This is a genomic window from Acidovorax sp. JHL-3 (genome assembly GCF_000526295.1).
In the GTDB taxonomy this organism is placed as follows: Bacteria; Pseudomonadota; Gammaproteobacteria; order Burkholderiales; family Burkholderiaceae_C; genus Acidovorax; species Acidovorax defluvii.
Genome location: NZ_JAFU01000001.1, coordinates 1,157,954 through 1,175,701 on the forward strand (window position 1 = coordinate 1,157,954; position 17,748 = coordinate 1,175,701).

Annotated in this window: 13 protein-coding genes; 6 read left to right on the forward strand and 7 right to left on the reverse strand. The window is 64.9% G+C overall.

From position 1 onward, the window contains the following. Positions 1–58: 58 nt before the first annotated feature. The 3 genes from K226_RS0105415 to K226_RS0105425 all read right to left on the reverse strand — a co-directional run bounded on the left by K226_RS0105415 (position 59) and on the right by K226_RS0105425 (position 3,779). Positions 59–1,006: a 1-phosphofructokinase family hexose kinase gene (locus tag K226_RS0105415; RefSeq protein WP_024813836.1), complete on the reverse strand. Its 948-nt coding sequence runs from the start codon at positions 1,004–1,006 to the stop codon at positions 59–61. Between the two features lie 38 nt (positions 1,007–1,044). Next, entirely contained in the window at positions 1,045–2,325 is a 1,281-nt protein-coding gene (locus K226_RS0105420) for an HD-GYP domain-containing protein (protein WP_024813837.1), read from the reverse strand. Between the two features lie 179 nt (positions 2,326–2,504). Then, positions 2,505–3,779 (reverse strand): HD-GYP domain-containing protein, encoded by a 1,275-nt coding sequence (locus K226_RS0105425; RefSeq protein WP_024813838.1) that lies wholly within the window; start codon positions 3,777–3,779, stop codon positions 2,505–2,507. A 110-nt stretch (positions 3,780–3,889) separates the two neighbouring features. Between K226_RS0105425 and recG the strand changes: the two genes are divergently transcribed. The 6 genes from recG to K226_RS0105455 all read left to right on the forward strand — a co-directional run bounded on the left by recG (position 3,890) and on the right by K226_RS0105455 (position 11,001). After that, positions 3,890–6,130 carry an ATP-dependent DNA helicase RecG gene (gene recG, locus K226_RS0105430; protein ID WP_024813839.1) on the forward strand — a complete coding sequence of 747 codons (2,241 nt, stop codon included), beginning with the start codon at positions 3,890–3,892 and terminating at the stop codon, positions 6,128–6,130. 41 nt (positions 6,131–6,171) lie between these two features. Then, a complete protein-coding gene (locus tag K226_RS0105435; RefSeq protein WP_024813840.1) occupies positions 6,172–7,137 on the forward strand; it encodes a LysR substrate-binding domain-containing protein in 966 nt (321 codons plus the stop codon). A gap of 162 nt (positions 7,138–7,299) precedes the next feature. Beyond that, positions 7,300–7,803, forward strand: a complete 504-nt coding sequence (locus K226_RS0105440) for a Dps family protein (protein WP_024813841.1) — start codon at positions 7,300–7,302, stop codon at positions 7,801–7,803. Between the two features lie 95 nt (positions 7,804–7,898). Then, on the forward strand, positions 7,899–9,431 hold the full coding sequence (locus K226_RS0105445) for a CYTH and CHAD domain-containing protein (protein WP_024813842.1): 1,533 nt from the start codon (positions 7,899–7,901) through the stop codon (positions 9,429–9,431). Positions 9,432–9,539: 108 nt separating this feature from the next. Further along, entirely contained in the window at positions 9,540–10,409 is an 870-nt protein-coding gene (ubiA, locus tag K226_RS0105450; protein ID WP_024813843.1) for a 4-hydroxybenzoate octaprenyltransferase, read from the forward strand. A 223-nt stretch (positions 10,410–10,632) separates the two neighbouring features. Beyond that, positions 10,633–11,001, forward strand: a complete 369-nt coding sequence (locus K226_RS0105455; RefSeq protein ID WP_024813844.1) for a response regulator — start codon at positions 10,633–10,635, stop codon at positions 10,999–11,001. A gap of 46 nt (positions 11,002–11,047) precedes the next feature. Here K226_RS0105455 and K226_RS0105460 read toward each other — a convergent pair whose 3' ends face one another. The 4 genes from K226_RS0105460 to K226_RS0105475 are packed head-to-tail and all read right to left on the reverse strand — an operon-like array spanning position 11,048 to position 17,190. Next, entirely contained in the window at positions 11,048–12,178 is a 1,131-nt protein-coding gene (locus tag K226_RS0105460; protein WP_024813845.1) for a hybrid sensor histidine kinase/response regulator, read from the reverse strand. A gap of 47 nt (positions 12,179–12,225) precedes the next feature. Then, positions 12,226–12,843, reverse strand: a complete 618-nt coding sequence (locus K226_RS0105465; RefSeq protein ID WP_024813846.1) for a chemotaxis protein CheB — start codon at positions 12,841–12,843, stop codon at positions 12,226–12,228. Continuing rightward, the gene (locus K226_RS0105470) at positions 12,843–13,682 is read right to left on the reverse strand and encodes a protein-glutamate O-methyltransferase CheR (RefSeq protein ID WP_024813847.1); all 840 of its coding nucleotides are present in this window, start codon (positions 13,680–13,682) and stop codon (positions 12,843–12,845) included. The genes K226_RS0105465 and K226_RS0105470 overlap by 1 nt, the downstream gene beginning before the upstream one ends. Positions 13,683–13,713: 31 nt before the next feature. Then, a complete protein-coding gene (locus tag K226_RS0105475; RefSeq protein ID WP_024813848.1) occupies positions 13,714–17,190 on the reverse strand; it encodes a response regulator in 3,477 nt (1,158 codons plus the stop codon). Positions 17,191–17,748 lie beyond the last annotated feature (558 nt).

A 17,748-nucleotide genomic window follows, 5' to 3' on the forward strand; every position in this document is an offset into this window, starting at 1 on the left:
CACAAGGGCGCCCGCGCCCAGCTCGCCGTTCGCACCGTTCTCACGCCGGCCACGCCATTCAAACCGATGATGCGCGCACGATGACCTGCGATTGCAGTCGGTGCACGTCGGTCGCCCGGGCCAGTGCGGTGCCTGGAACCAGCAGCGCGGCAGCGCCCGCCGCCATGCCCCAGCGAAGGGCATCAGGCGGGGGGGCGCCGCGGTCCAGTGACCAGACCAGCGCGGCCAGAAAGCAGTCGCCCGCACCCGTGGTTCCCCTGGCCGCGGACACGTCAAGGGCTGGCGCCTGCCACACCCCATCGCGCGTGGCCAGCACGGCGCCTTGCGCCCCCAGCGATAGCGCAACCATCTCTGTCTGGCCAGAGTGCACCAGCGCTTGCGCGGCCGCGCACTGGTCCGCGGGGTGTTCCAGCGGCTGCCGCAGCACCTCGCGCAATTCGCGCAGGCTGGGCTTGATCAGGGTGGTGCCGGCTTGCAGCGCAGCGGCCAGTGGCAGGCCAAACGTATCCACCACCAGGCGCGTGCCGCGTGCGCGGGAGCAGGGGGCAAGCCGGGCATAAAAATCATCCGGCACGCCGGGCGGCAGGCTGCCGCTGGCAATCAGCCAGCGCGGGGCCACGGTGAGTGTGGTCAGGGCATCCAGGCACGCCTGCCATTCCGCAGTCTGCAGAGTGGGGCCGGGCAGCACGAAGCGAAATTCCTGGCCGGTGGCAGTTTCGACGACCGAAAAATTTTCCCGGGTATCGCCCGCAATGGGGCGGATGTCGGCGGCCACACCTTCGTCTGCCAACAACTGGCGCACTTGCGCGCCCGCGGCCCCCCCCGCCAGGGCCCAGGCCTGCACATCGCTGCCCAGCCGGTGCAGCACGCGGGCCACATTGATGCCGCCACCGCCTGCAAACCGTTGCGCAGGGCCGCAGCGCAGCTTGTGCGTAGGCTCCACGCGTTCGATGGTGGTGGCCAGGTCGAGTGCGGGGTTGAGGGAGAGGGTGATCAGTGCGGGCACGGGCAGCATTCGGGTGGGGCAAACAGTTGGGCGCGAACCTACCAGACCTGCTCGGAAAAACCCGACCACAGCTCGATCATGTCGGGAAAATTCCATTGGCCGGGGTCTTCCCGCGCCACGATTTTCTCGGTGGCGCCGGGCGCGGCCAGGTTCACCAGCTCGGCTGGAATGCGCAGGTCGGATTTGGTCGAAAAGAACACTTTGACGACCGGGGTGGTGAGCGCTGCAGGGGCCTGCTCTACCACCACGCCCAGGCGCCCAGAAGTCAGCCGCACCAGCGAGCCCACCGGGTAGATGCCGATGCTTTTGACGAACGCCTGGAACAGCCGGGGGTCGAAGTGGTCGTTGGTCCAGTCGGCCATGCGTCGCAGCGACTCGGCGGGGTCCCAGCCGCGCTTGTAAGGCCGGTCGGAGGTGATGGCGTCGTACACGTCGCAGATGGCCGTCATGCGGGCGATCACGCTGATGCCATCGCCCTTGAGCTTGTCGGGGTAGCCCGATCCATCCACCTTCTCGTGGTGGTGCAGGCAGGCGTCCAGCACGGCTTCGGGGATATTGCCACCCTCTTTGAGCATGTGAAAGCCTTCCACCGGGTGGCTGCGGACCACGGTGAATTCCTGGTCTGTGAGCTTGCCCGGCTTGTTGAGCACCTTCAGGGGAATGGCGGCCTTGCCCAGGTCATGCATCAGACCGGCCAAACCGGCCAGCCGCTGCTGGTCTTCCTTGAGCTTGAGCTGTTTGGCCAGGGCGATCATGAGCGCGCACACCGCCACCGAATGCATATAGGTGTAATCGTCCGCCGTTTTCAGGCGCGCCAGGCTGATCAACGCGCCTGGGTTGCGGGTGACGGAATCGGAGATTTCCTCTACCAGGCTTTGCAACCCCACCGAATCCACCGCACGGCCCATGCGTGCCTCATTGAACATGGAGACCACTGCCTGCTTTGACTTCACGCAAATGGAGGCCGCCATCTGGAGCTCACTTTGCATGTTCGCAGGCTGTCGGTTGCGCTTGGGCGGTGGCGGCGGGGTCGGCAGGGTGACATGGATGGGGGGCAGATCCTCCAGCAGGCTGAAGTCGGTCTCGATCTGCTCATCGACCTGTTCGCGGGACATCGAGGCGGTGCCGATAGCCACATCCACACCCTTGTCGGTATCGATCCAGCATTCGCGAATGGCGGTGGCCTGGATGCGGGCCAGGTCGTCAGGGTCCTGGAGCAGGAATTTGGCGCGCCAGAAGGGATGCTCCATCCACGAGCCGCAAAACTCGTGCAGGTACATACCCAGGGTGAGGTGCTTCACGTCGATGCGTTTGAGCATGGTGGCTGGCTGGAATGGGTGGCAAAAAGGCGTAACAATCAGCAACCATATTAGTCTTTTTCCTCACCGGGGCTGACAGATCGCTGAGCCAGCAGCAGCCTGCAGTCACCCTGGGCGAACCCGTGACTGGCGTTGGGGGCGGGCGGCCGGTGCGACCGCAGGCCGCTGGCGGCGTAAAGCTACCAGACCTGCTCGGAAAAACCCGACCACAGCTCGATCATGTCGGGAAAATTCCATTGGCCGGGGTCTTCCCGCGCCACGATTTTCTCGGTGGCGCCGGGCGCGGCCAGGTTCACCAGCTCGGCTGGAATGCGCAGGTCGGATTTGGTCGAAAAGAACACTTTGACGACCGGGGTGGTGAGCGCTGCAGGGGCCTGCTCTACCACCACGCCCAGGCGCCCAGAAGTCAGCCGCACCAGCGAGCCCACCGGGTAGATGCCGATGCTTTTGACGAACGCCTGGAAAAGCCGGGGGTCCAGATGGTGGCCCGACCATTCGGCCATGCGGCGCAGCGATTCGGAAGGATCCCAGCCGTTTTTGTACGGGCGATCGGAAGTGATGGCGTCATAGACATCGCAGATCGCGGTCATGCGGGCGATCAGGCTGATGGCGTCGCCCTTCAGTTTGTCGGGGTAGCCCGTGCCATCCATTTTTTCGTGGTGATGTAAGCAGGCGTCCAGCACGGCCTCGGGTAGGTTGCCGCTCTTCTTGAGAATCTGGTAGCCAGACGCGGAGTGGTTGCGCACCACATCGAATTCCTGATCGGTGAGCCGGCTGGGCTTTTTGAGCACGACCATAGGCGTTGCGATTTTGCCAAGATCGTGCAGCAGGCCTGCCATGCCGGCGACGCGGGTTTGCTCGTCGTCGAGTTTGAGCTGCCGTGCCAGTGCCACCATCAGGGCGCACACCGCCACCGAATGCATGTAGGTGTAGTCGTCCGCCGTTTTCAGGCGTGCCAGGCTGATCAGTGCATCGGGGTTGCGGGTGATGGAATCGGAAATGTCTTGCACCAGGTTCTTGACGCTGGGGGTGTCCACGGCGCGGCCCATGCGCGCTTCGCTGAACATCGACACGACGGCTTCCTTGGACTGTCTGCAGATGAACGCGGCCATCTGCAGCTCGGAGTCAATGTCTGTGGGGGCGTGGTTGCGCGGGGCAGGCGTCGGCGGGATGGCCTGCGGTGGTTGGGGTGTGTTCTCTGGTGCGCTGAAGTCGGTATCGCTCTGCGCATCAACTTCTTCCCAGGAGATAGAGGCGGTGCCGATGGCCACATCCATGCCTTTGTCGGTGTCGATCCAGCATTCGCGGATGGAGGTGGCACCGATGCGGGCCAGATCCTCGGGGTCCTTGAGCAGGAATTTGGCGCGCCAGAAGGGATGCTCCATCCACGAGCCGCAAAACTCGTGCAGGTACATGCCAAGGGTGAGGTGCTGGATGGGGATACGCTTGAGCATGACGAAAGCACTGCGTTCGAAAGAACATCGTAACAAGGTGTGAGCAAAGACAACCATGGTAGCCTTTTTGGCCTGTCATCGTCTCTTGCTCTTCTGTCTCTTTTCCCTTCATGCCCGCAGCCCCAAAAATCGTTCCCCGAGCGGCCGCTCCGGCACCTGCCCTGTCGGCTGCCAAGGGCGGGGCCTCCGTGGCGCAAAAGGCGCTGCAAAAGCTGGGGCTGCGCCGCGACATTGACCTGGCCCTGCACCTGCCCCTGCGCTACGAGGATGAAACCCGCATCACCCCGCTGGCCAACGCGCGCGACGGGCAGATGGTGCAGATCGAAGCCACGGTGACGGCCAGCGAGATTCAGCTACGCCCGCGTCGTCAGTTGCTGGTGCAGGTGGAGGACGACACCGGCAGTTGCGAGCTGCGCTTCTTCAGCTTCTACCCCTCGCACCAGAAAATCCTGGCGGTGGGCGCGCGCCTGCGCATCCGGGGCGAGGTCAAGGGCGGCTTCTGGGGGCGGCAGATGATGCACCCGGCGTTCCGCGTGGCGGGCGGCGAGCTGCCTGCGGCGTTGACGCCTGTCTACCCCACCACCGCCGGTCTGCCCCAGCCCTACCTGCGCCGGGCCGTGGTGGGCGCGCTGAGCCGGGTGGACCTGTCGGACACCCTGCCGTCCGGCTGCGAGCCGCCGGTGACGCGGGTTTATAGCCAAAATGGCCTGCAGCGCTTATTCAGCCTGCGCGAGGCGCTCACTTTTTTGCACCACCCCACGCCCGATGTGGCGCTGTCCACGCTGGAAGACCACAGCCACCCCGCGTGGCAGCGCCTGAAGGCCGAGGAGCTGCTGGCCCAGCAGCTGTCGCAGCAGCAGTCGCGGCGCGCGCGCGACATGCTGCGTGCGCCCGTATTGCGCGCCCAAAAAGCCGCCGATGGTGCTTTGCCGCTGCACGAGCAACTCATGGCCGTGCTGCCCTTCAGCCTCACCTCCGCCCAGCGCCGCGTGGGCGAAGAAATTGCCGCCGACCTGGCCCGCGCCGTGCCCATGCACCGCCTGCTGCAGGGTGATGTGGGCTCGGGCAAAACCGTGGTCTCGGCCCTGGCCGCGTGCCTGGCCATGGACGCCGGCTGGCAGTGCGCGCTGATGGCGCCCACCGAAATCCTGGCCGAGCAGCACTTTGCCAAGATGATCGGCTGGCTCGAACCCCTGCTGGCCGCACGCGGCCGCCGTGTGGCCTGGCTGGTGGGCGGGCAAAAAAAGAAAGAACGCACCGCCATGCTGGCGCTGGTGGCGAGCGGCGAAGCCGCCCTGGTGGTGGGCACCCACGCCGTCATCCAGGAGCAGGTGCAGTTCAAGAACCTGGCGCTGGCCATCATCGACGAGCAGCACCGCTTTGGTGTGGCGCAGCGGCTTGCCTTGCGGCAAAAGCTGGCTGCGGGCGTCGCCGCCGGGCCGCCCCAAGGCGTCGCAGCCCCCTCGGGGGGCAGCGACCCGCGCAGCGGCGGAGCGTGGGGGCCTGTGGTCGCTATGGAACCGCACATGCTCATGATGAGTGCTACGCCCATCCCTCGCACGCTGGCCATGAGCTACTACGCCGACCTGGATGTGTCGGTCATCGACGAGTTGCCCCCAGGGCGCACGCCCATCGTCACCAAGCTCATCGCCGACAGCCGCAAGGACGAGGTGATTGCGCGCATCGGCGCGCAGGTGGCGGCTGGGCGGCAGGTGTACTGGGTGTGCCCGCTGATCGAAGAGAGCGAGGCGCTCGACCTTTCCAACGCCACGGCCACCCATGCCGATTTGAGCGAGGCCTTGCCCGGCGTGATGGTCGGCCTGTTGCACTCGCGCATGCCCACGGCCGAGAAGAAGGCTGTGATGGCGCTGTTCACCAGCGGCCAGATGGGCGTGCTGGTCAGCACCACGGTGATCGAGGTGGGCGTGGACGTGCCCAATGCCTCGCTCATGGTGATTGAGCACGCAGAGCGCTTTGGCCTGTCGCAGCTGCACCAGTTGCGCGGCCGGGTCGGGCGGGGCGCGGCCGCTTCGGCCTGCGTGCTGCTGTATGCCACCAACGACAGCGGGCGTGTGGGCGAGACGGCGAAAGAGCGCCTGCGCGCCATGGCCGAGACCAACGACGGCTTCGAGATCGCCCGGCGTGACCTCGAAATCCGCGGGCCGGGCGAGTTTCTGGGGGCGCGCCAGTCGGGCGATGCACTGCTGCGCTTTGCCGACCTGGCCACCGACACCCACCTGCTCGAATGGGCGCGCGAACTGGCCCCGCAGATGCTGGACCGCCACCCCGAGTTGGCTGCCCGGCATGTGGCGCGCTGGTTGGGTGGAAAATCAGACTATCTCAAGGCATGAGACGCTGCGATCAACACTGACGCGGCCTGCTGGAACACACCATGACCCTCACCGAACTCAAGTACATCGTCGCCGTGGCACGGGAGAAGCACTTCGGCCATGCGGCCGATGCCTGCTATGTCTCGCAACCCACCCTGTCGGTGGCTATCAAGAAGCTGGAAGAAGAGCTGGATGTGAAGCTCTTCGAGCGCAGCGCGGGCGAGGTGACGGTGACGCCGCTGGGCGAAGAGATCGTGCGCCAGGCGCAAAGCGTGCTGGAGCAGGCGGCGGCCATCAAGGAGATTGCCAAGCGCGGCAAAGACCCGCTGGCCGGGCCGCTCACGCTGGGGGTGATCTACACCATCGGGCCCTATCTGCTGCCCGATCTGGTGCGCCAGGCCATCAAGCGATCGCCCCAGATGCCGCTGATGCTGCAAGAGAATTTCACCGTCAAGTTGCTGGAGATGCTGCGCACCGGCGAGATCGATTGCGCCATTCTGGCCGAGCCTTTTCCGGACACCGGGCTGGCCATGGCGCCGCTGTACGACGAGCCTTTCATGGCGGCGGTGCCCAGCACGCACCCGCTGGCCGCGCAAAAATCCATCACGGCAGCCGAGCTCAAGAGCGAGACCATGCTGCTGCTGGGCGCGGGCCACTGTTTTCGCGACCATGTGCTGGAGGTCTGCCCCGAATTTGCGCGCTTTGCCAGCAACGCCGAGGGCATTCGCAAGTCGTTCGAAGGCTCGTCACTGGAGACCATCAAGCACATGGTGGCCGCCGGCATGGGGGTGACGCTGGTGCCGCGCCTGTCGGTGCCGCGCGATGCACTGCTGACCGTGTCGCGCCGGCGCAAGAGTGACGAGACCTACATCCGCTACCTGCCCATCCGCGAGGAAGACGGCAGCCCGCCGCCCACGCGCCGCGTGGTGCTGGCCTGGCGGCGCAGTTTCACGCGCTACGAAGCCATTGCCGCGCTGCGCAACGCCATTTATGCCTGCGAGCTGCCGGGCGTCACGCGGCTGTCATGACCTGATGCGACCGTGCATCGGGCATCGGCGTCGCGACAGGTATTGAACGGCGGTTGTGCCGCGGGCGCGCGGTTTCCTGCGCTACAGTGGGCCATTGCGCTGCAGGCCGGTTTCCCGGCGCCCGCAGCCGTTGTTTAACCCGCCCTTTCCAGGAGAAATGACATGGCCAAAGCTTCCAGCAAAACCTCGGCACCCACCATCAACATCGGCATCAGCGAGAAAGACCGTGCAGCCATCGCCCAGGGCCTGTCGCGCCTGCTGGCCGACACCTACACGCTGTACCTCACCACCCACAACTTCCACTGGAATGTGACGGGCCCGATGTTCAACACGCTGCACACCATGTTCATGACGCAGTACACCGAGCTGTGGAATGCGGTGGACCCGATTGCCGAGCGCATTCGCTCGCTGGGTCATGTGGCGCCGGGCTCGTATGCCGATTTTGGCAAGCTAGCCAGCGTGCCCGACGCACCCAGCAAGCCCCCCAAGGCGCTGGACATGGTGCGCGTGCTGGTCGAGGGCCATGAAGCCGTGGCACGTACCGCCCGCAGCCTGTTCTCGGTGGTCGAAAAGGCCAGCGACGAGCCCACGGCCGACCTGCTCACCCAGCGCCTGACGGTGCATGAGCAGGCCGCGTGGATGTTGCGCTCTTTGCTGGAAGACTGATTCCCTTCGCTGGATCATGGGGCGTGTCTGCTGCCGGCGCTCATTTCTGGCAGTGGACCTTCTCCGTGGCGCCGTGACCTGGCCAGACACACACCATGCCCTCTACCAGCCAGCACGGCCCGGGTGCAGAGCTTGAAATCAAGCTGGCCCTGCCCACGGCCGACCCCGCTAGCCTGGCCCGTCAACTGGCGCGTTTGCCAGCGCTGGTGCGCCGCAAGCCCGTGCGCAAGCAGGTGGACAACATCTACTTCGACACACCCGCGCAGGCCTTGCGCGCCCAACGCATGGCCCTGCGCCTGCGCCGGGTGGGCGGGGATGACGCGCCGCAGTGGCTGCAAACCTTCAAGACCAGCGACGGCGGTGATTCCGCACTGAGCCTGCGTGGTGAGTGGGAGGTGCCGGTGCCGGGGCCCGCGCTGGTGCAGGCCGCTTTGCAGGCCGCGCCCCCCTGGCAACGCCTGGACCCCGAGGGCGCGGTGTTTGCCGCGCTGCAGCCGTGCTTTGCCACTGCATTTGAACGCACGGCCTGGACGGTGCGCCGGCGCGATGGCAGTGTGATCGAGGTGGCGCTCGACCTGGGGCAGATCACCAGCGGACAGCGCAGCGTGCCGATTTGCGAGCTGGAGCTGGAGCTGCTGGCGGGTGCGCCCACCGCGCTGTTCGATCTGGCGCGGCACATCGCGCTGCACATCGCCGTGCTGCCGCTGGCGGCCAGCAAGGCGCAGCGCGGCCACGCGCTGCGCGATGGCACGCTGGACACCCCCCTGCGCGCTCGCCCGCAGCCACTGGGCGGCGACGTCGCCTGGCACCACATGGTGCAGCCCGTGCTGGGCGAGATGTTTGCCCAGTTCACCGCCAACCTGAACGCTTTGCGCCATTGCGATGATCCGGAACTGGTGCACCAGGCCCGGGTGGGCTGGCGGCGCTTTCGCGGCGCCGTGCGCCTGTTCAAGCCTGCCGTGCCCGCGCAGGCGTTGCCCTCGTGGCAGGGGCTGCAACCCCTGCTGACCGCGCTGGGCGAGTTGCGCGACCTGGATGTGGCGTGTACCCAGACCCTGCCCGCGCTGCAAAACGCCTTTGTGGCCGAGTGCGCCGAGCGAATGCAGGCTTGGCAGGCCATGGAGCTGGCGTTTCGCCACGCCGCGGTGCAGCAGCGCCGGGCGGTGCGCCATGCGTTGCAGGCGCCGGCGGTGGGCTCCGACTTGCTGGCCATCACCCTGTGGCTGGACGACATGTCCCGGCCGCAGGCCTGGGGCGACAGCCCGGGTTTGCCCGGAAAAACCGTGCGCCGCTGGGTGCGCCAGCGTATCCAGCGGCTGCATGCGCAATGGAAAAAGGCGCTGCGCGACAGCACCCACGCCGAAAGCCAGCACCGCGCGCGCATTCTGGCCAAGCGCCTGCGCTACAACATCGAGGCCTTGTGCCCGCTCTTGCCCGCCCGCACGCAACGCTGGCTGCAGCAGGCCAGCGGTGTGCAGGCGGGGATTGGCGCATCACGCGATCTGTTGCAGGCCGGTGTGCTGGCCCAGCGGCTGGCAGTGGACCGGGGCATTGTGGCGTTTCTGCGCGGCTATGCCGCCGGCCGGGCTGGTGTGCCCTGGGCATCGCAGCTGCCGGGTAGCGTATAAAGCGCCTTTTCCTGGCAAGCCCGCCAGCGCGTTCGGGTGGCTGCGCTCGCCGCTTTCCTCTGCCGTCCTTTCGTCGCCCGCTCTCGTTTGTTTTCCGTTGGTTTCAGCATGACTCCTTCCCCGCGCAGCCGCTTTTCCCTGTACCTTGACCTGATCCGCTGGAATCGGCCTGCCGGCTGGTTGGTGTTGATCTGGCCCACGCTCAGCGCGCTGTGGGTGGCAGCGGGCGGGTTTCCCGGCTGGCATCTGCTGGCGGTGTTTGTGCTGGGCACCATCCTGATGCGCAGCGCCGGTTGCTGCATCAACGACGTGGCCGACCGCGACTTTGACCGCCACGTCAAGCGCACGGCGCAGCGGCCCATCACCTCGGGCCAGGTCTCGGTCAAGGAAGCGCTGGCGCTGGGCGCGGTGCTGGCCCTTGTTTCGCTCGGGCTGGTGCTCACCACCAACTGGGCAGCGGTGGCCTGGTCGGTTCCCGCGCTGCTGGTGACCATTCTTTATCCGTTCACCAAGCGCTTTTTTGCCATGCCGCAGGCGGTGCTGGGCATTGCCTTCAACTTCGGCATCGTGATTGCGTTTGCCGCCGTGCGGGGCGAAGTGCCGGACACGGCCTGGCTGCTGTGGCTGGGCAACCTGTTTTGGGTGCTGGCCTACGACACCGAATACGCCATGGTGGACCGCGATGATGACCTGAAGATCGGCATGAAAACCTCGGCCATCACGCTCGGGCGTTTTGATGTGGCGGCCATTGTGGTGTTCTACCTGTTATTTTTGGGTTTTTGGGTGCTAGCGCTTATCCCGCTTGCGCTAGGTGCTATTTTTTATATAGCAATTGCCCTGGCGCTGGCCCAGGTAGGGTGGCACTGGTGGCTGATCCGCACACGCACGCGAGAGGGGTGTTTTCGCGCGTTTCGCATGAACCACTGGGTGGGGTTCACGCTGTTTGCCGGCATTGTGGGCAGCAGCCTGGTGCGCTGATGGCCGCACTTGCCATGCTTGGCGGGCTTTTGGCGAGCTAATTGTGTTTTGTCCTACAACGGGCCATGGCACTTGTCCCGATGATCCAGGGCTCGGTGTGCTGCCTGGGGTCATCCCGCTGCGCCTAGGGCCTTTCGGCATGGTGCTGCACCCCATTGGCAGCCGATGATTTCATTTCTTGCAGGCTCCTGTCCAGGACAGGGGCAAGCTCATCTGGTGATTTATGCGAATCCTATACGTCGAGGACAACCGTGAGTTGCGCGAGACGATTGGCATGCTCATGGAGGCGGAAGGCCGGACAGTGACTTCATGCGCCACGGCCGAAGAAGCACTGAAACTGGATGCGCAGCAGGGTTTCGATCTGCTGGTGTCCGATGTCAGCCTGCCGGGCATGTCCGGAACCGAACTTGCCCGCCAGCTGCTGGCCGAAGATCCTGGGCGGCGGGTGGTGCTGTGCTCGGGCTACCCGCTGGGTGGCTATCCCGACGCCTGGGGCCCCAACGTGCGCACCTTGCTCAAGCCGTTTGAGCTAGAAGAACTTGAGCAATTGCTCGGCTCCATCCAGCAAGCCGTGGCACGGTCGGACGCCTGACCCCTTTGTGGGTTTTTCTGAGCCCAGAACCGGCTTTCACTGCGGCTCAGGTGTTCGACCACTTTTCTGCCGCTGGTGACACCCGGGGTAACTCCACCACAAAGCGTGTTGTGCCGTCTTGCGAGTGCACATCGATACGGCCCCCGTGCGCCCGAACGACCTGGTGGGCAATGAACAACCCCAACCCCAGCCCCTGGTGGCGGCCCGGTGCGCGGTCGCGGCCCCGAAAAGGGTCGAAGAGGTGCGGCAGCAGTTCTGGCGCGATGGTGCCGCCGTTGGAGACCGCCACCGTCACCACGCTCGCCTGGGTGCCATCCACGGCCACCCGCACGGGCTGGTCGGGGGCGCCGTGGTGGATCGCGTTGCCGACAATATTGGTGGCCACCTGGCACAGGCGCTCACTGTCCCATACACCCGCCATATCGCCCTGCAGCACGGATTCGATGTTGCGGTCGGGGAAGCTCGTCTGCACTTCGTCCAGCGTGCGCTGCACAATGGATTGCATGTCGGCACGCCCCAGTTGCAGCGCCAAACCACCGGCGTGGCGGATGCGGGTCACATCCAGCAGGTCTTCGATCATGCGGCCCATGCGCTGGCTGCTGCTCAGCACCCGGTCCGCCAGGACGGCGACCCGGTCGGTGTCGGGCTGCCGCTTGAGCACCGTGGCCGCAGCGCTGATGGACATGAGTGGGGTGCGCAGGTCGTGGCTGAGCACGGCCGTGAACATTTCATTGACGCGCAGCGCCGCCGTGCGTTCCTCCAGTTCGCGCGCCTGTGCCTGCTTGCGGCGCTGCAACTCGAAGAAAACGTTGGCCTTGTTGATCAGCATGTGGGGATCAATGGGCTTGTAAAGAAAGTCCACCGCGCCACTTTCGTAGCCCCGAAACTGCCAGTTGTGTTCGCGCGATCCCGCCGTGATGAAGATCAGCGGAATATGCCGCGTGCGCTCGCTACCGCGAATGAGCTCAGCCAGCTCGAACCCGCTCATCTCAGGCATCTGCACATCCAGCAAGGCCAGCGCCACATCGGTGTGGGTCAGTAACAGTTCCAGGGCCTCGGGCCCCGACTGTGCCTTGAGGATTTCAAGCCCGTCACGCTGCAACAGCGCTTCCAGAGCGATCAGGTTTTCCGGAACGTCATCGACAAGCAGGCATTTGATGCAGTCGGTAGATGGCATGGGACGTTTCAACGATAGAGGGCGTGTGGAGGTGGAAACTGCCGGCATCACAGCAAGCAATTTTCATGCAGATGGGCCAGCAGGTCGGCAATACCTGCGGGTGGCAAGACATGGTGGACCGCAACGCGTGCCAGGGCGGCATGGGGCATGGCAGGCATGGAAGCGCTGGCGGGGTCCTGCACCACGACCAGCCCGCCTGCGGCGGCAATGGCCTGCAGGCCGCGTGCGCCATCTTCATTGGCACCCGACAGCAAAATGCCCAGCAGGCGCTCACCATACTGGTCGGCTGCGGACTCGAACAGAACGTCGATCGAGGGGCGCGAAAAATGCACGGGCGCATCCACCGACAACGCGAGCCTCGGCCCGGCGTCCACCAGCAGGTGGTAGTCCGGCGGCGCAAAGTACACCGTGCCCGGAGCAATTGCATCCTTGTCGTGCGCCTCCTTCAGGGGTAGGCCGCAGCGGTGGCGGAAGATCTCTGCCAGCAGGCTGGGCCGGTCGCGCGGCAGGTGCATCACCACCAACACCGCCGCGCGCAGGGTGGCAGGCAGGGCAGGCAACATGTACAACAGCGCGTCGATGCCACCGGACGAGCCGCCCACCACGATGGCGTCGTAGCCCGCTGAGGGGGGCCGAGCCTGGGGTGATTGCAAAGAAGTCGGCATCACAGGCCCGCCTTCTTCCGGTAGATGCGGTTTTCCGAAACAAAGTCATCAAACGCTTCCGTGTGCGTAGAAAACCTCAACGACTCTTTGGAGCCCAGGCCCAGGAACCCCCGGTGGCACAGCGCGTCGCGAAACAGCCCGAGCGCGCGGTTCTGGAGCTCGCGGTCAAAATAGATCAGTACATTGCGGCACGACACAAGGTGCATCTCGGCAAACACGCTGTCGGTGGCCAGGCTGTGGTCCGAGAACACCATGTGCTCACGCAGGGATTTGTCAAAAACCACCCGCCCGTAGCGCGCGGTGTAGTAGCTGGACAGCGAGCCGCGCCCACCGGAGCGGGCATGGTTCTCGGTGAAAGCGGCGATACGCGCCATGTCGAACACGCCGGATTCGGCCGCGCGCAGGGCATGCGGGTTGATGTCGGTGGCATAGATCAGCGTGCGGTCCAGCAGCCCTTCTTCCTGTAGCAGGATGGCCAGCGAATAAACCTCTTCGCCAGTGCTGCAGCCTGCCACCCACACCCTTAGCGAAGGGTAGGTGCGCAGCAGCGGCACCACCTCGTCACGCAGCGCGCGAAAGTAGCTGGGGTCGCGAAACATGTCACTGACCTGGACCGTGAGGTATTCCAGCAGCGCCGGGAATACGGTGGGGTCGTGCAGCACGCGGTCTTGCAGTTGCGACAGTGTCTTGCAGTCAAAATGCAACAGCGCCGAGCCCAGGCGCCGCTTGAGCGACGCCTGGGCATACCCCCGAAAGTCGTAGTGGTAGCGGTGAAAAATCGCGTCGATCAGCAGGCGCTGCTCGATGTCGGCGATGCGCGCTTTCTTCTGGTACGGCATAGGTGCTGGCGGGCTGGGGGGCGGTGCCTGGCTATTTGGGCATCCACACTCGCACCAGCGACAGGAGCTTTTCCACGTCCAGTGGCTTGGGGATGTAGTCGTTGGCACCGGCGGCCAGGCACTTTTCCTGATCGTCCTTCATGGCCTTGGCTGTGAGCGCAAGGATGGGCAGGCGGCGCCATTCGGGGCGGTTGCGGATCTCGCGCATGGCGGTGTAGCCGTCCATCTCGGGCATCATGATATCCATCAGCACCAGGTCGATCACCGGGCTGTCCGCATTGCCCGCGCGCGCCAGCTTGTCCAGCGCTTCACGCCCGTTGCGGGCAATTTCGACCCGAATGCCTGTGGGTTCCAGGATGCTGGAGAGCGCAAATACATTGCGCACATCGTCCTCCACCACCAATACGGTGCGGCCTTCCAGTGCCGACTCGCGGTTGCGCGCGGTCTGAAGCATCTGGCGGTGCTCAGCCGACAAATCAGACTCCACCTGGTGCAAAAACAACGTGACCTCGTCCAGCAGTCGCTCTGGTGAGCGAGCGTCCTTGATGATGATGGACTTGGAGAACCGAAGCAGCTTTTGCTCTTCATCGCGCGACAGGGCGCCGCCGGTGTAAACGATCACGGGCGGAAACGACACCCCGTCCTGCTCGGTGATCTGCTGCAGCAGCTCGTAGCCATTCAGGTCGGGCAGGTTCAGGTCCATCACCATGCAGTCGAACGTGGAGCCGCGCAGGTGATTGAGCGCGGCGGCGGCGGTGCCGGCGCCCACAATTTCCACATCCTCGCTGCTGAGCAGGTGCCGCACGCTCTCGCGCTGGCGCTCGTCGTCTTCCACCACCAGTACGCGGCGCAGGTGCTGGGTGAATTTGGCTTCCAGCCGCTGCAGGGCCTGCACCAGCTCTTCGCGTTTGACGGGCTTGAGCGCATAGCCAATCGCGCCTCGTCCCATGGCCTCCTGGGAATAGTCGGCCACCGACACCACATGCACCGGGATGTGGCGGGTAGCGGGGTTGCGCTTGAGCTGGTCGAGCACACCCAGGCCCGAAAAATCGGGCAGATTCACATCCAGCACAATGGCGCTGGGCAGGCTTTGCGCTGCAAAAGCCAGGCCGTCGGCCGCGTTGTAGGCCAGATGGCATTCAAAGTCCATCTCACGGGCGAGGTCGCACAGGATCTGGGCAAAACGCTTGTCGTCCTCGATCACCAGAATGCTGCGCGGCCCGGCGCGAACCGGGACAGGCTGGGCCACGGCAGCGATGGCGGAAGCTGAAGAGCCTGCGGGAACAGGCGCAGGCTGTCCCGCAGTGGGCCCTGTCTGGACGGTCGACGGTGTGCCGGAGGGCGCTTCGGGCGTTGCCGAGTCGAGAGGCGCCACAGCGCGGGGCTCCGCCGGTTGCTGCGGCACGAGTCGCATAGGCACCATGAGCGTGAAAACACTGCCTTCGCCGGGCACGCTGTGCACCGTAAGGGTGCCTCCCAGAAGGTGCGCCAGATCCCGTGATATCGACAGGCCCAGCCCCGTGCCGCCGTATTTGCGGTGGGTGCTGCCATCGGCCTGGCGGAAGGCTTCAAAAATCAGGGCTTGTTGGTGGGGGGGGATGCCGATGCCGGTGTCCTTCACTGCGAACGACAGCGTGTCGTCGGGGTTGCGCGACACATGCAGTGCCACGGCGCCCTTGTCGGTGAACTTGAGCGCGTTGGACAGCAGGTTCTTGAGCACCTGGCCCAGGCGCTGTGGGTCGGTTTCGAAGCCGGCAGGTGCGTCGGGCGCCACGGTGGTGGTGAGCTCCAGGCCTTTTTCCTGCGCCACTGGGCGCAACGGGTCGACCAGCGCCTGCAGCGTCCGGGCGATGTTAACGGGTTCTACCTCTACGGTGGCTTGTCCGGATTCGATCTTCGCCAGGTCCAGGATGTCGTTGATCAGCGCCAGCAGGTCGTTGCCCGCGGCGTAAATCGTCTGCGCAAACTTCACCTGCTCGGTGCTCAGGTTGCCGGGCTTGTTGTCGGCCAGCAGCTTGGCCAGGATGAGTGTGGAGTTCAGCGGCGTGCGCAGTTCGTGGCTCATATTGGCCAGAAACTCGCTTTTGTACTGGCTGGCCAAAGCCAGTTCGCGGGCCTTGTCCGTCATGGCGCTTTGGGCGCGCAGCAGTTGCTCGCGCTGGTGTTCCAGCTGTTGGGTTTGCGCTTCCAGGTTGGCATTGGTCTGTTCCAGCTCGGTCTGCTGGACTTCCATTTGCGCTTGCGACTCTTGAAGGATGCGGCTTTGCTGTTCCAGCTCTTCGTTGTTGACGCGCAGCTCTTCCTGTTGGGTCTGCAGTTCTTCGGACTGGCGTTGGGTTTCTTCCAGCAGCTCTTGCAGGCGGTTGCGGTCGATACCCGAGCGTATGGCCACGGCCAGCATCTCGGATGCACGCTCCAGCAGGCTGCGCTCGGCGTCGCTCACGGGGCGATAAAAGCCCAGCTCTATAACGGCAAACACTTCGCCGTTTTCCACGGCTGGCGCAATCAGCAGCTGGGTGGGGCTGGCCTGCCCGGTGCTGGATGAGACCGGCAGGTAGCCGGGCGGTACATCGCGCACGTCCAGCAGCTGGCGCGCGCGCGCGGCTTGCCCCACCAAACCTTCGTCGCTCAGAAGCTTTTGCGCCAGGCGCTCGCGTGGCAAGGCATAGCCGCCGAACAGCGTAAAGCCGCCGTTGCGGTCCGCCACATACCCGGCACCCACCTGGGCCCTGAGGTAGGTGGCCAGGTATCCGAGTGCCAGCTGGCCCACATCTTCCAGCCGGTGGTCGCCCTGGATGCGCTGGCCCAGGCCGGTAAGCCCTGCGGACACCCAGGACTGCTGGCTCTTGGCTCGGTATTCGCGCGCCGTGATGGCGGCTGACAGACAGATCAGCGCCAGCAGCACCATTGAGCCACCCGCCGAGTACAGGTTGGAGTTGCTCGCGGCGTTGACCCACTCCTGACGCCGCTCGGCCAGTTGCTGGTTTTGCTGGACGCGCAAGCTTTCTGCAACGTCGCGCATCCGGTCCATGATGCTTTTGCCGGCTCCGGAATGCACCAGTCCCATTGCACCCACCGCATCACCGTTTTTGCGCAGCGCCAGAGCTTCATTGAGTTCGCGCAGCTTCAGCTGGGTCAGCTCTTCCAGTTGCACCACCAGTTGCTGGTGGGCAGGGTCGCTTCTTGAGCTGAATTCGAGTTCGGCCAGGTGCTTGGAGAGTGTCGTCACTGCCTGTTGATAGGGCTGCAGGTAGGCCATGTCTCCGGTCAGGAGGTAGCCACGCTGGCTGCTCTCTGCATCCCTGACCGCCGCGTTGAAAAAATTGAGCTGTCGCATCGCCAGGGAGGTGAGGTCCATGGCGTGCACGGCATCGGATCGCGTCTCGGCGGACCGGAAATTGACGATGGCGATGACGAGGGTGGCGAGGGCCGCCACCACAAAACCTGCCACCAGCGCGCGAGGAATGGCGAAACGCGAGGCGGCCTGGGGGCTCGAAGAACGGGGCATGCGTTGCAGGTCCGTGAGGTTGCTGGAGCAAAGACTTTACCGGGTTTACGGCAGACTGGGCAGCAGGGCAGCGCACCCTTGGCGTGTGCAACGGCCCGGCCGCTGTGGGCGCCAAGCCGGCGGTCACCACGTTGGCGTCACCAACTCCGAGGCCATTGCTCGGCCATTGTCCGGCCGCTACTCGTGCGGCGGGTGGCCATCGCCCACCCGGTCTGAAGGCGCGTGACCGCCATACCGCAGTCGCTGCGAAAACTGGCATTGCAAACTCGAGCATTGCGCAGGGCCGAGTGGATGTGCCCATCCATCATGGCGTTCTGCTTGGTTGTATGCCATTTTATGGCTCTCGCGCTTTTTGGGTAAGTGCGATACGCTATTGTTTGTATAGCAATTTTTGCCAGAATTCGCGCGGCACTTTTGTAGGTACTGTGGCGTGTCACAGTGATCCTGATCCGCATAGGTACGCGTGGAGGCGCTTCACCGCAATTTTCAGGTGAGCACGCCGGTGTTGGCGTGCTTCGCAGGCCGTCACATGCTGCGGCTAATGCTCATTAAATAATA

Coding starts and splice junctions, on each gene's coding strand:
- K226_RS0105425 (WP_024813838.1), bottom strand. CDS start 3,779: ATGCTCAAGCGTATCCCCATCCAGCACCTCACCCTTGGCATGTACCTG.
- ubiA (WP_024813843.1), top strand. CDS start 9,540: ATGACTCCTTCCCCGCGCAGCCGCTTTTCCCTGTACCTTGACCTGATC.
- K226_RS0105435 (WP_024813840.1), top strand. CDS start 6,172: ATGACCCTCACCGAACTCAAGTACATCGTCGCCGTGGCACGGGAGAAG.
- K226_RS0105475 (WP_024813848.1), bottom strand. CDS start 17,190: ATGCCCCGTTCTTCGAGCCCCCAGGCCGCCTCGCGTTTCGCCATTCCT.
- K226_RS0105455 (WP_024813844.1), top strand. CDS start 10,633: ATGCGAATCCTATACGTCGAGGACAACCGTGAGTTGCGCGAGACGATT.
- K226_RS0105445 (WP_024813842.1), top strand. CDS start 7,899: ATGCCCTCTACCAGCCAGCACGGCCCGGGTGCAGAGCTTGAAATCAAG.
- recG (WP_024813839.1), top strand. CDS start 3,890: ATGCCCGCAGCCCCAAAAATCGTTCCCCGAGCGGCCGCTCCGGCACCT.
- K226_RS0105440 (WP_024813841.1), top strand. CDS start 7,300: ATGGCCAAAGCTTCCAGCAAAACCTCGGCACCCACCATCAACATCGGC.
- K226_RS0105460 (WP_024813845.1), bottom strand. CDS start 12,178: ATGCCATCTACCGACTGCATCAAATGCCTGCTTGTCGATGACGTTCCG.
- K226_RS0105465 (WP_024813846.1), bottom strand. CDS start 12,843: ATGCCGACTTCTTTGCAATCACCCCAGGCTCGGCCCCCCTCAGCGGGC.
- K226_RS0105420 (WP_024813837.1), bottom strand. CDS start 2,325: ATGCTCAAACGCATCGACGTGAAGCACCTCACCCTGGGTATGTACCTG.
- K226_RS0105470 (WP_024813847.1), bottom strand. CDS start 13,682: ATGCCGTACCAGAAGAAAGCGCGCATCGCCGACATCGAGCAGCGCCTG.